The organism is Kitasatospora sp. NPDC059646 (assembly GCF_042734615.1).
In the GTDB taxonomy this organism is placed as follows: domain Bacteria; phylum Actinomycetota; class Actinomycetes; order Streptomycetales; family Streptomycetaceae; genus Kitasatospora.
In genome coordinates this window covers 110,696-122,349 of sequence record NZ_JBHWDS010000016.1, presented here as the reverse complement: position 1 = coordinate 122,349, position 11,654 = coordinate 110,696, and the positions used below count along the sequence as shown (strand labels likewise).

The 11,654-nt window shown below is 74.3% G+C and carries 12 protein-coding genes; 4 read left to right on the top strand and 8 right to left on the bottom strand.

Annotation, left to right across the window (positions count from 1 at the left end):
- Positions 1 to 23: 23 nt before the first annotated feature.
- The 5 genes from ACFV1L_RS14400 to ACFV1L_RS14380 all read right to left on the bottom strand — a co-directional run bounded on the left by ACFV1L_RS14400 (position 24) and on the right by ACFV1L_RS14380 (position 5,675).
- The gene (locus tag ACFV1L_RS14400) at positions 24 to 1,430 is read right to left on the bottom strand and encodes a hypothetical protein (protein ID WP_380365766.1); all 1,407 of its coding nucleotides are present in this window, start codon (positions 1,428 to 1,430) and stop codon (positions 24 to 26) included.
- Between the two features lie 172 nt (positions 1,431 to 1,602).
- On the bottom strand, positions 1,603 to 2,940 hold the full coding sequence (locus tag ACFV1L_RS14395) for a cytochrome P450 (RefSeq protein WP_380365765.1): 1,338 nt from the start codon (positions 2,938 to 2,940) through the stop codon (positions 1,603 to 1,605).
- A 119-nt stretch (positions 2,941 to 3,059) separates the two neighbouring features.
- Positions 3,060 to 3,677 carry a hypothetical protein gene (locus tag ACFV1L_RS14390; RefSeq protein ID WP_380365763.1) on the bottom strand — a complete coding sequence of 206 codons (618 nt, stop codon included), beginning with the start codon at positions 3,675 to 3,677 and terminating at the stop codon, positions 3,060 to 3,062.
- Positions 3,678 to 3,709: 32 nt separating this feature from the next.
- On the bottom strand, positions 3,710 to 5,224 hold the full coding sequence (locus ACFV1L_RS14385; RefSeq protein WP_380365761.1) for an LCP family protein: 1,515 nt from the start codon (positions 5,222 to 5,224) through the stop codon (positions 3,710 to 3,712).
- Between the two features lie 223 nt (positions 5,225 to 5,447).
- Positions 5,448 to 5,675, bottom strand: a complete 228-nt coding sequence (locus ACFV1L_RS14380) for a hypothetical protein (RefSeq protein WP_380365759.1) — start codon at positions 5,673 to 5,675, stop codon at positions 5,448 to 5,450.
- Positions 5,676 to 5,855: 180 nt separating this feature from the next.
- On the opposite strand from ACFV1L_RS14380, the gene ACFV1L_RS14375 reads away from it, so the two are divergent.
- Positions 5,856 to 7,037 carry an ROK family transcriptional regulator gene (locus ACFV1L_RS14375; RefSeq protein WP_380365758.1) on the top strand — a complete coding sequence of 394 codons (1,182 nt, stop codon included), beginning with the start codon at positions 5,856 to 5,858 and terminating at the stop codon, positions 7,035 to 7,037.
- Positions 7,038 to 7,071: 34 nt separating this feature from the next.
- Here the strand turns inward: ACFV1L_RS14375 and ACFV1L_RS14370 are convergent, their stop codons facing one another.
- The 3 genes from ACFV1L_RS14370 to ACFV1L_RS14360 form a co-directional block, all read right to left on the bottom strand.
- On the bottom strand, positions 7,072 to 8,313 hold the full coding sequence (locus ACFV1L_RS14370) for an RNA polymerase sigma factor (RefSeq protein WP_380365756.1): 1,242 nt from the start codon (positions 8,311 to 8,313) through the stop codon (positions 7,072 to 7,074).
- Positions 8,310 to 8,681, bottom strand: a complete 372-nt coding sequence (locus ACFV1L_RS14365) for a YciI family protein (RefSeq protein ID WP_380365754.1) — start codon at positions 8,679 to 8,681, stop codon at positions 8,310 to 8,312. The genes ACFV1L_RS14370 and ACFV1L_RS14365 overlap by 4 nt, the downstream gene beginning before the upstream one ends.
- A gap of 130 nt (positions 8,682 to 8,811) precedes the next feature.
- Complete coding sequence (locus ACFV1L_RS14360; protein WP_380365752.1) at positions 8,812 to 9,615, bottom strand: GNAT family N-acetyltransferase; 804 nt, start codon at positions 9,613 to 9,615, stop codon at positions 8,812 to 8,814.
- A 107-nt stretch (positions 9,616 to 9,722) separates the two neighbouring features.
- On the opposite strand from ACFV1L_RS14360, the gene ACFV1L_RS14355 reads away from it, so the two are divergent.
- From ACFV1L_RS14355 to ACFV1L_RS14345, 3 genes are all read left to right on the top strand, one after another.
- A complete protein-coding gene (locus ACFV1L_RS14355; RefSeq protein WP_380365750.1) occupies positions 9,723 to 10,136 on the top strand; it encodes a MerR family transcriptional regulator in 414 nt (137 codons plus the stop codon).
- Between the two features lie 20 nt (positions 10,137 to 10,156).
- Positions 10,157 to 10,480, top strand: a complete 324-nt coding sequence (trxA, locus tag ACFV1L_RS14350; RefSeq protein ID WP_380365748.1) for a thioredoxin — start codon at positions 10,157 to 10,159, stop codon at positions 10,478 to 10,480.
- Positions 10,481 to 10,582: 102 nt separating this feature from the next.
- Complete coding sequence (locus ACFV1L_RS14345) at positions 10,583 to 11,635, top strand: hypothetical protein (protein ID WP_380365746.1); 1,053 nt, start codon at positions 10,583 to 10,585, stop codon at positions 11,633 to 11,635.
- Positions 11,636 to 11,654 lie beyond the last annotated feature (19 nt).

Genomic DNA, 11,654 nt, shown 5'->3' with positions numbered 1-11,654 from the left:
TCGCGGCGTCGGACCGGGGTGGGTCAGTTGACGGTGAAGTAGTAGTACGCCGGGGGTGTCTGGAGGCCGTCCTTGGTGGTGCCGTGGACTTCGAGGGCGTACCAGCCGCTCTCGGTCGGGGTCCAGGAGATCTGCGCCTCGCCGCGGCCGCCGGCCGGGACGGTGGTCTCCGCGCCCCAGTTGACGGAGTAGGTGTAGCTGACGGCGCCCTTGACCTTCGGGGTGAAGGTGAAGGTGCCGGGCACGCCCACGCCACCGCCGGCGGCGTCCTCGGGGTAGACGTCCGAGCTGACGGTCGGGGCGGCGGCGTCGCCGTCGGTCCGCCACCACTGCTGCTGGCTGACCCAGCCGTTGGCGCTGGTGGAGGTGACGAGCAGGGACTCGCCGTACGGGCTGTCCAGGGTGACCTTCAGCTCCGCGATGCCGGCCGCGGACGCCGGGACGGTGCTCTCCGTCCGGGTCTGCCCGAAGTGGTGGACGGTGTAGCTGACGACCGGGCTCACGGCCTGCACGCCGGGGTCGGGGGTGAGCTTGAAGGTCGCGGGCTTGCCGTACTGCGGCGAGTTGGAGACCTGGGTGACGGTGGGGGCGTCCGGCTTGACCGAGATGTAGTAGGTGGTGGCGGGGCCCATGTTGAGCGACCGGTCCAGGCCGGCCACGCGCAGCATCAGGAAGCCGCTGTTGACCGGCGGGATCACGCTCACGGTGGCCGGGCCGCCGAGCGAGCTCGCCCGGACGAAGTAGTTCGGGCTGGTCTCGAACGGGTCGTGGTAGACCGGGATGCCGTGTTCGCCGATGGTCGCGCCGCCGGCGATCGGGAACGAGCCGGACCAGGTGAACGCGTAGCCGGCGAGGTCGCTCACGCCGTTGGCGCCGAAGTTCAGCGTGATCGGGGCGCCACCCTGGTTCGCCTGCCCGGTCGGGTAGTTGGGCGAGCTGACGGTCGGCTCGGCGTTCGGGAAGGTGTCGTCGGTGGTGACGTAGCAGGGGGCCGTCCAGTCGGAGGCGGCGCCGCTGCCCGGGTCGAGGGTCCGCGCCTGCCAGGCGTAGGTCTCGCCGTCGCGCAGCGGGTTGCCGTAGCCGCCGAGGGTGGCCACCGCCTCGTTGCCGGTGAACGAGTACGGGCGCTCGGCGGTGACGACCTGGGACGGGTCGGAGAGCGGCCAGGCGCGGTACTGCGCGGTGACCCACTGGACACCGGGGTCGGTGTGGCCGGGGATGCCTTCGACGGTGATCCCCGCACGCCCGGTGCCGTAGTGCGGCCGGGCCTGGTCGGTGGAGCACGCCTGGTAGTCGTTGTACAGGTCGGTCGGCGTCGTCGGGGCGCCGCCGGCCGCGTGCGCGGGCGCGGCGACGGTGAGCAGGGCGAGGCCGGCCGTGACGGCCGAGGCGAGGGCTGCACGGAGGCGTGCAGCCGGAGTTCTGTTCAACGTGGTGATCTCCCCTTGGAGCCCCCGGCGGCGTTCCGGACGAACGCCGCCCGGTGGGCGCGGGGAATGCTAGTGGAGGCGTACGAACATGTGCACGGGGGTATTCGCCGCGCGGGCCGGCGGGGGGTCGGCGCCGGGCGGGGGAGGGTCGGCGCCGGGCGGGGGAGGGCCGTCAGCCGGTCAGCCAGGCGAGGAACTGGCTCCACCGGCCGGGCTTTCCGGCGGGCGTGGCGGGTGTTTCCGGTGCCGCGGGTGCGGTGGGTGCTTCCGCCGCCGTGGGGGCGGCGGGGGCGGGGCCGGTCGGGGTGAAGCGGGCCGGGAGGGCGGTCAGGGCGCGGTTGAACGGGCCGGGACGCCAGGTCAACGAGGCTTCGGGGACGGCCAGTTCGAGGTCGGGCAGCTGCTGGAAGAGGTTGTCCAGCGCGGTCATGGTGATGTGCAGCGCCGGGTCCTTGGACGGGCAGGCGTGCGGTCCGGCGCTCCACGACAGGTAGGCGCGGCTGCCGGCCTGGCGGCGGGCGACCAGCTCGGGGCCGGTGTTGGCGGCGGCGAAGCCGACCAGCACCAGGTCGCCGGCCCGGACCCGCTGTCCGCCGAGGTCCAGGTCGGTGACCGGGTAGTGCGGGGCGAGGTTGGTGATCGGCGGGTTGTCCCACAGGGTGTCGTCGATCGCCTCGTCGGTGAGGCCGCCGGCCCTGAGGTAGGCGTCGTCGGTGAGGCGGCGGTGCAGGGTGTTGCCGATCAGGTTGCCGAGCGGTTCGGCGCCGGCTCCCAGCAGCAGGGCCAGCTGGTGGACCATCTCCTCGTCGTTCAGGCGCTGCTGGTGGGCCATCAGCCAGGAGGTGACGTCGTCGCCGGGCCGGGCCCGCTTGAGGGCGACGAGTTCGCCGACGGCGCCGAACAGCACCTGGGCGGCCTGCTCGGCGTTCACCCCGTCGAACATGCCGGAGATGCCGAACAGCACCCGGTCGCCGATCTCGGCGGTGCAGCCGAACAGGTCGTTGAAGACGAGCAGCGGCAGCTGCTTGGCGTAGGCGCCCAGCAGGTCCGCGGAGCCCTGCCCGGCGAACCGGGAGACCAGGAAGTCGGAGACCTGCCGGGTGGTGCGGGCGAGGCGGCGCGGGTCCACCCGGGCCATGCAGTCGGTGACCGCGCGGCGCAGCCGCAGGTGCTCGGCGCCGTCGGTGAACATGCAGTTGGGGCGCGGGCCGAGCAGCGGCAGCACCGGGCTGTCGGCGGGGATCCGGCCCTCGTAGAGGGCCCGCCAGCGGCGCGGGTCCTTGCGGAACGTCGCCGGGTCCTGGAGCAGGCCCAGTGCGGTCGCGTAGTCGGTGACCAGGGTGGCCTCCACGCCGGGTGCGAGCTCCACCGGCGCGGCCGGCCCGAAGCTCCGCAGGTGGGCGTAGTACGCCTGCGGGTCGGCGGCGAACCCGGGCCCGTACAGCGGCACCCGGGTGCCGTGGGCGGGGCAGCCCGCGGGCGGCGCGGGGGTGGGGAGTGGTACGTCCATCGGCTCGGCTTTCTCCTCGCGGGCGGTCGGCCGGGTGCGGCCGACCGGGCATGCTACCGGCGCACCCGGCGGCCGATCGAAGCGGAACTCGCCGGTTCGTCGGAGGAGTTGACGAAGCGTCAGGCGTCCCGTCCGGTGCCGGCGGCGTGGAGTCCGGCGAGCAGGAACGGGATCAGGCCGCGGTGCAGCAGGGCGGTGCGCCAGGCGGTGCGGGCGGCGGACAGGTCCTGGGCGTGCTGCGGGTCGCCGGGCGGCGTGGCGCGCTGGCGGGCGGCGCTGAACAGCAGGCCGAGCAGGCCGATCAGCGCGCTGGCGACGGCGGCGGCGACGGTGGACCAGGCGGCGGTGCGCAGCGCGTCGGCGAGGGCCTGGTGCGGGCGGGACAGGCCGATGACGGCGCCGAGCAGGAAGAACACCGCGGCGGCGCTGCCGGTGACGATCGGCACCACCAGGGCCAGTGCCCCGAACCAGCCGGACAGCCGGTCGTCGGTGCCGGCGGCGGGCAGCGGCCGGTCGGGCGCGGCCTCGCGGAGCCGACGGTACGTCAGGTACTCGGGTTCGGCGGCGGCCAGGATCTCCGCGGTGCGCTGCCGGGCCAGCGTCCGCAGCCGGGCGGCCTGCGGGGTGTCGCCGGCCAGGGCGGCGCGCACCGCGGGGTCGGCGAGGGCCCGGCCGAGGGCGTACTCGAAGTCGGCGCGGTCCTGCTGGGTGGGGCCGTGGCCGGAGAGCGGGTGCATCGCTGCTGTCCCCCGTGGTGGTCGAGTGCCGGTCAGCCGTAGGTGAGGTCGGCGCAGGCGTCGTCGTCGGCGGAGCGGGCCTGGCTGACGCTGGTGGGGAGCGGGCCGGTGGGCAGCGGCGGGGCGGCCGTGGTGCCGTTGCCGGCCGCGTAGTCCGCGCCGAGGGTGAGGCTGATGCCGGTGCGGCTGCCGGCCTGCAGGGCGGCGCCGGGGAACAGTGCGGCGACCTTCTCGGCCTTGGCCTTCTCGCCGGGCCCGTACTCGACGAGGGTGGTGGCGTGGGTGCGGGAGGCGGCGTTGGCGCGGCCGGTGACGGTGAACCCGGAGGCCTCCAGCGCCTCGGCGGCCCGGCCGGTCAGTCCGCCGGCGTCGGTGCCGTTGTAGACGGCGACCCGGATGCCGGTCCCGTCGACCTTGGCGGGGGCCCGGCCGGCCGCCGGCGCGGTGGTGGCGGAGGGCGAGGGGGCCGTGCCGCCGGTGGCGTCCTGGCCGTCGAGGGTGCGGTCGGCCTTGAGGGCGGCCCACAGCTGGTCGGTGTCGGGGTGCACCAGGGCGACCCGTTCGCCCTGGTAGCGCCACGGCACGGTGAGGAACTTGATGTCGTGCAGGTCGATGTCCTTGAGGGACATGGCGAAGTCGACGAGCTTCTGCGCGGAGCCGAGGCCCTCGTCGACGGTGAGCGACTTGGTGAGCGCGTCGGCCAGCGGCAGCAGCGTCACCGGGTTCATGCCCTGCCCCTTGACCTCCTTGATCAGCGAGGAGAGGAAGGCCTGCTGGCGCTTGGTGCGGCCGATGTCGGAGCCGTCGCCGAGGCCGTGCCGGATTCGGACGTAGTCCAGGGCGGCCTGGCCGGAGATCTTCTGGTGGCCCTGGTTGAAGAGGACCTTGCCGCGGTGCCCGAGGTTGGGGTCGAGGTCGCCCTCGTACACCGGCTTGGGCAGGCAGACGTCGACGCCGCCGACGGCCTTGGTCATGTCGGCGAAGCCCTGGAAGTTGATCACCATGGTGTGGTCGACGCGCAGCCCGGTGAGCTTCTCCACGGTGTTCTGGGTGCAGGCCGGGTTGCCCTGGTCGGTGTCGCCGACCGAGAAGGCGCTGTTGAACATGGCGGACGCCTGCGGCTTGGTCCAGGTCTTGTTCGGCAGCATGCAGGGCGGGATCGCGACCAGCGAGTCGCGCGGGACGGAGACGCCGACGGCGTGCTTGTGGTCGGCGTAGACGTGCAGCAGGATCGCGGTGTCCGAGCGGGCGCCGCCGTCCTGGCCGCCGCCGAGGTCCTTGTTGGCGCCGGCCCGCGAGTCGGAGCCGATCAGCAGCAGGTTGACCGGGGTCCGGCCCTGGGCGTCGGCGGTGGCGGCGTCCGGGCGGTCCTTGCTGACGCCGGAGCTGTCGAAGGTGCTCAGGTTGCCGTTGAGGCGGTAGTAGACCAGGCCGCCGGTGGTGAGGGAGAGGGCGGCGACGCCGGCGGTGGTCCACAGGGCGATCCGCCGGATCCGGCGGCCGCGCCCGGCTCCGGTGCTGTGGGCCCCCGCCCTGCGTGCAGACATGACGCACCCTTCCCGGTTGCGGTCGGCTGTGGCGCCGAGTCGAACTTCTACAGTGCTGTAGAGGGTCAGCGAAGCATACAAATTCGGTCGGGTGAAGTCACACCCCTGTTCCGGGCGCGGGTGCCGGCGCGCGGCGCGGTCGTCGGCGCGGCGGAATGCGCGATCCCCCGGCGGCCGGTGGCCGTCGGGGGATCGGGGTGGTGCGGGCGGTGCGGCGGCGGGGTCAGTGCGCGCGCAGCAGCCCGAGGTGGACCACGGTGACCTGGGCCAGGTCCAGGGCGGCATCGCGGCGGTGGCGGCGGGCCTCGGCCGACTCGGCGCGTTCGATGGCGGCGAGGCGGGCGTCCTCCTCGGCGGCGGCGTCCACGATGAACAGGTGGCGGCCGGAGCGGACCTCGTTGGCGTGCGGGATCTCGACGCACCAGCGATGACGGCTCTGGGTGGCGTTCATCGGCCTTTCCTCTCCCGGCGCGTTCCCGAGCCGGCGCATGAGGTGCTGCTGCTCCCTGAACGGCAGGTAGCTGACCTCGACGATAGGTATAGGCCAATTCGTCCGTCAAGAGGACAAGACATCTGTCAAATAATCCGTTCAACGGTGTATATCCGGTCGCCGTCCGCTACCGTTCCCGCCATGACCGCCCCCGCCAACCCGGCCCCCTCGGCCCGCCGCCTGCGCACCCGCGCCACCCTGCTCGCCGTCCTCGGCGAGCACGGCACGCTCAGCCGCGCCGAGATCAGCCGGCTCACCGGGCTCTCCCGCTCCGCCGTCAGCAGCGCCGTCACCGACCTCCTCGACGAAGGACTCGCCGGCGAAACCACCGCCGCCACCACCGGCGGACGCGGCCGCCGCGCCGCCGCCGTCACCCTGCGCCGCGCCCACGCCCTCGTGCTCGCCTTCGACTTCGGGCACACCCACGTCACCGCCGCCGTCGCCGACACCACCGGGGCCCTGCTCGGCGAAGCCACCGCCCACCTCGACGTCGACAACCACCCCCGCGAGGTCCTCGACGCCGCCCGCACCCTCGCCGACCGCGCGCTGGCCGCCGCCGGACACCCGATCGACGCGATCACCGCCGTCGCCGCCGGCATCCCCGGCGCCCTCGACACCCGCACCAACGTGGTCCGCGCCCCCTCCACCCTCTCCCAGTGGATCGGCATGGACCCCGCCGCCGAACTCGGCCGGCTCTTCGGCCGCCCCGTCACGGTCGGCAACGACGCCGAGATGGGCGCCCGCGGCGAACGCGCCCACAACGACGGGCAGGCCGTCAACGACCTGATCTACGTGAAGGCGTCCACCGGCATCGGCGCCGGACTGCTGCTCGACGGCCGGATCTACCGCGGCGCGAGCGGCATCTCCGGGGAGATCGGCCACATCCAGCTCCCCGACACCGGCACCTGGTGCCGCTGCGGCAACCGCGGCTGCCTGGAGTCGGTCGCCTCCATCGTCGAGGTCCGCCGCCGCCTGGCCCACGTCCTCAGCCCCGGCGCCCGCCCCGGCGAACCCGTCGAACTGCCCCCGCTCGGCGAACTCGCGGCCGTCCCCGCCGCCGCCCGGGTCATCGGCGAGGCCGGCCGCACCATCGGCCGCGTCCTCGCCGACCTGGTCAACTGCCTCAACCCCGCCGCCATCGTCATCGGCGGCGAACTCGGCCTGGCCGGCGCGCCGTTGATCCACGGCATCCGGGAGTCCGTCGACCGCTACGCCCAGCCGGCCGTCGCCGAGGCGGTCGAGATCCGGGCCAGCCGCCTCGGCCTGCGCTCCGAGCTGTACGGCGCCGTCGACGCCGCGGTGGCCGCCGCCGTCGGCAGCTGAGCCGCGCACCGGCGCGATCCCCGGACGAGCGGGGCTACACCGCCCCGCGGGCGCGCTCGGCGAGGAAGCGGCGCTCCGGCAGGCTGGGCGCCAGCGCGGACGCCCGGCGGAACGCCTCCGCCGCGCCGGCCGGGTCGCCGCTGCGGGCCAGCAGTTCGGCGCGCACCGCGAGGAAGCGGTGGTGGCGGCCCAGCGCGGGCTCCAGCGCGCCGAGTTCCTTCAGCGCGAGCTCCGGCCCGTGCACCTCCGCCAGCGCCACCGCCCGGCCGAGCTCCGGCATCGGGCCGGGTGCGACCCGCACCAGCAGGTCGTACAGGGCCAGGATCTGCGGCCAGTCGGTGTCCGCCACGCTCGGCGCCTCGTCGTGCAGCGCCGCGATCGCCGCCTGCAGCTGGTAGGGGCCGACCCGGCCGTGCGGCAGCGCCCGCTCCACCAGCGCGACGCCCTCGGCGATCGCGGCGCCGTCCCACCGCGACCGGTCCTGTTCGGCCAGCGGCACCAGCTCGCCGCCCGGGCCGGTCCGGGACGGCCGCCGGGCGTCGGTGAGCAGCATCAGCGCCAGCAGGCCCATCACCTCGGCGTCGTCGGGCAGCAGCCGGAGCAGCAGCCGGGTCAGCCGGATCGCCTCGTCCGACAGGTGAGGGGCCGTCAGGTCGTCGCCGGACGTGGCCGTGTAGCCCTCGTTGAACACCAGGTAGAGCACCTGCAGCACCTCGCGCAGCCGCTCCACCGTCTCGCCCGGGCCGGGCAGCGCGAACCGCAGGCCGGAGGAGCGGATGGTCTGCTTGGCGCGGCTGATCCGCTGCGCCATCGTCGCCTCCGGCACCAGGAACGCCGCCGCGATCTGCGCCGTGGTCAGGCCGCCCACGGCGCGCAGGGTCAGCGCGATCCGGCTCGGCGCGGTCAGCGCGGGGTGGCAGCACAGGAACAGCAGCGCCAGCGAGTCGTCCCGGTCCGCCTCGGGGCCGGTGTCCGCCGGGCGGCCCAGCAGTTCGGACTGCGGGGTGGCGAGGAACAGCCGCTCCTCGCGCTCGCGCCGGGCCCGGTCGGCGCGCACCAGGTCGACCAGGCGCCGGGACGCCACCGTCACCAGCCAGCCGCGCGGGTTGTCCGGGCGGCCCTGCCGGGGCCACTGCGTCGCGGCGGCGAGCAGGGCCTCCTGCACCGCGTCCTCGCAGCTGTCGAACGCTCCGGGGTGCCGGCGCAGCAGCGCCGCCAGGACCTGCGGCGCGAGGGTGCGCAGCAGGTCCTGGTCGGCGGCCGTGGGGTCGGTCACGCGGCAGGGTCCGCCATCGGGGTCTCGTGCAGGATCGGCCACAGCTCCACCGGCTCCTGGTCGGCCCACGGCATGTCGGCGGCGATCTCCAGCGCCCGCTGCTCGTTCTCGCAGTCGAGCAGGTAGAAGCTCGCCATGTACTCCTTGGTCTCCAGGTAGGGGCCGTCGCTGACTGCGGGCAGCCCGTCCTGCCGGCGCACCAGGCGGGCGGCGGCGGCGTCGCCGAGGCCGTAGGCGCCGATCAGTTCGCCGCTGGCGCGGTAGCGCTCGTTGAACGCGTCCTGCTTCGCGATCGCCTCCGGCCACTCCTCGGCGGAGATCGACGCCCACTTCTCCTGGTTGCCGTAGGTCATCAGCAGGTACTTCACGGGGACCACGTCCTCTGTGCTCGGCGGGTGTGTGCGTCCAGTGGTCGGAGCGGGCGAGGGGCTTCTCTACATGCTGGCGGAGATTCTCCGGCATTCTCCGGGCCGGAGCGTCCTCGCGGGTCGGGGGGTGTCAGGAGGCGGGCGGGGTCCAGACGTACGGGGTGGTGGTGGTGACGGCGTGCATGCCGAGGCGGCGCAGGATGGGGGCGCTGTCGGGGGAGGCGTCGACCTGGAGGTAGCGGATGCCGCGGTCGAGGGCCCAGCGGGCGCGGTGGGCGACCAGCGAGCGGTAGATGCCGCGGCCGCGCCAGGCGGCGAGGGTGGAGCCGCCCCACAGGCCGGCGAACTCGGTGCCGGGGTTGCGCACCAGCCAGGCGGCGGAGACCACTTCGGGGGTGCGGGTGTCGGTCTCGGCGACGACGACCAGGAAGCCGTCGGGGTCGGCGGCGGCGCGGTCGGCGAGGTCGGCGGCCAGCCAGCTCCAGTCCTCGCCCCAGACCTCGCTCTCCATCGCGGCGATCCGCCGCGTGTCGGCGAGCGCGCTGACCCGGCGCAGCACGATGCCCTCGGGCGCCGGGGTGGCGGTGGCGAGTTCGGCGGCCAGTCCGATCAGGACGGTCTCCGGGGCCTCGGCGGCGAAGCCGGCGGCGGTGAGCCGCTCGGGCAGGTCGGCGGGGAGGTCGTGGCCGCGGGTCTTCCATTCGACGGCCTCGCCGCGGGCGGCGAAGAAGTCGCGCTGACGGGTGATCAGCTCGTCGAGTTCGGCGCCGCGCAGGCCGATGTCGGCGGTGGGGGAGGTGATGAAGCCGCGGAAGCCGCCGTACGTGCGCAGCAGCGGTCCGTCGCTCTGCCGGGTCTCGCCGTCGCGGGCGGCGCCGAGGCCGCGCATGTGCTCGTCGTAGGCCGCGAGCAGGGCCGTCGTCAGGTCGGTCACCCGGTGAGGGTAAAGGATCTTGGCGAGCGCTTCCCGGGTATTCGTCGAACCTCGTCCTGCGCGCGGAGGCTGGCGTTGACGCCGGGGTGAAGGTCTAGCGTCGTGGCATGCGGATCGGCGAGCTGGCGCAGCGGGCGGGGACCACCACCAGGGCGCTGCGGTACTACGAGTCGCGGGGGCTGCTGCCCGCGCGGCGCGGTGGCAACGGGTACCGGGCGTACGACGAGGAGGATCTGCGGCTGCTGCGGCAGATCCGGGTGCTGCAGGACTTCGGGTTCGAGCTGGAGGAGACCCGGCCGTTCGTGGAGTGCCTGCGGGCCGGGCATCCGGCGGGCGATTCCTGCCCGGCCTCGTTGGAGGTGTACCGGGCGAAGCTCGCCGAACTGGACGCCATGGTGGCCCGGCTGAGCGAGATCCGGGACCGGGTGGCGGCGCAGCTGGGCCAGGCCGAGGCGGCGCGCGACGCGCTGGCCGCGGCGGACCCGGAGCCGAGCTGCGAGCTGGTGCGCAAGGACGAGTGAGCGACACGAGAGGGGATCCGATGAGTGGCGTGCAGGTGGTGACCGACCAGGACTTCGCGGACGAGGTGCTGGCGGAGCAGGGCCCGGTGCTGGTGAAGTTCACCGCCGACTGGTGCCCGCCGTGCCGGATGATCGCGCCGGTGCTGGCCGAGATGGCCGAGGAGCAGGCGGGCCGGTTGAAGATCGTCGAGCTGGACGTGGACCGGAATCCGGAGACCCGGGCCGCGTACGGGGTGCTGTCGATGCCGACGCTGATGGTGTTCCAGGGGGGTGAGCCGGTCCGCTCGATCGTCGGGGCGCGGGCCAAGGCGCGGCTGCTGCGGGAGCTGGACGACCTGCTGTAGCGGGGTGGGGCGGGTCACAGGGGCGGCGGAAGGGTGGATGCGAAGCATTTCAGCGTTGTAAAGTGCAACCAGTTAGTTGCATTTGCCAACCCTGGAGTCGCGATGTCCTCGCTCTCAGCGGTGTCCCGCCCCGCCCTGCGGCACGTCCTCACCCACCTGCTCACCCCGCTGCTGATGTGCCTCGGCATGGGGATCGCGTACCTGTCCGCCTTCCACGCCCCCGCCCCGCACCGGCTGCCGGTCGCCGTGGTCGGCCAGGGCCCGCAGGCCCAGGCGCTCGCGCACACCCTCCAGGACAAGGCCGGCGACGCGCTGGACGTCACCACCCTGGCCGACTCCGACGCGGCCCGGAGCCGGCTGCTCGACCGGGAGCTGGTCGCCGCCTACGTCCCCGACGCCGGCACGCCGACCCTCCTGGTGGCCACCGCGAACTCGGAGACCTCGGCGAGCGCCGCCGAGAAGGTCTTCACCCGGGTCGCCGCCCAGCAGGACAAGCCGCTGGCCGTCCAGGAACTGACCCCGCTGTCGGCCGGCGACCCGACCGGGCAGGGCCTGTTCTTCCTGCTGGTGGCGCTGAGCATCGGCTCCTACGGCTCGGTCGCGGTGCTCGGCGCGGCCGGCGCGGCCCTGACGATGCGGGTGCGCGCCCTGCTCGGCCTCGGCGTGGCGCTGGTGGTCAGCCTGTTCGGCGCGGCGCTGGCCGGGCCGGTGTTCCACCTGGTCGACCACGGCCTGTTCGGCGTCTGGGCGATGAGCTGGCTGTACTCGGCGGGCATCATCGCGATCGGCACCGCCCTGCACACCTTCCTCGGCCGGTGGACCACGCTGACCATGATGGCGCTGTTCGTGATGCTCAACTTCACCAGCTCCGGCGGCATCTTCCAGCCCGAGCTGCAGAACGGCTTCTACGCCGCGCTGCACTCCTTCTGGAACGGCGCGGGCTTCCTGGAGGGCGTCCGCGACCACGTCCACTTCGAAGGCCGGGCCGGGCTCGGCGGCCACGTCGCCACCCTGTTCGGCTGGCTCGCGGCCGGCGCGGCGCTGCTCCTCCTGGCCGCCCGCACCGAGCGCCGTCGGGCCGCCGCCGCCACAGCCCCGGCGCCGACCGCCGGGGAGCCCGCCGAGGAGGAGATGGAGGAGGCGGTCGGCGTCTGAGTGCGGCTGCCCCTACCGT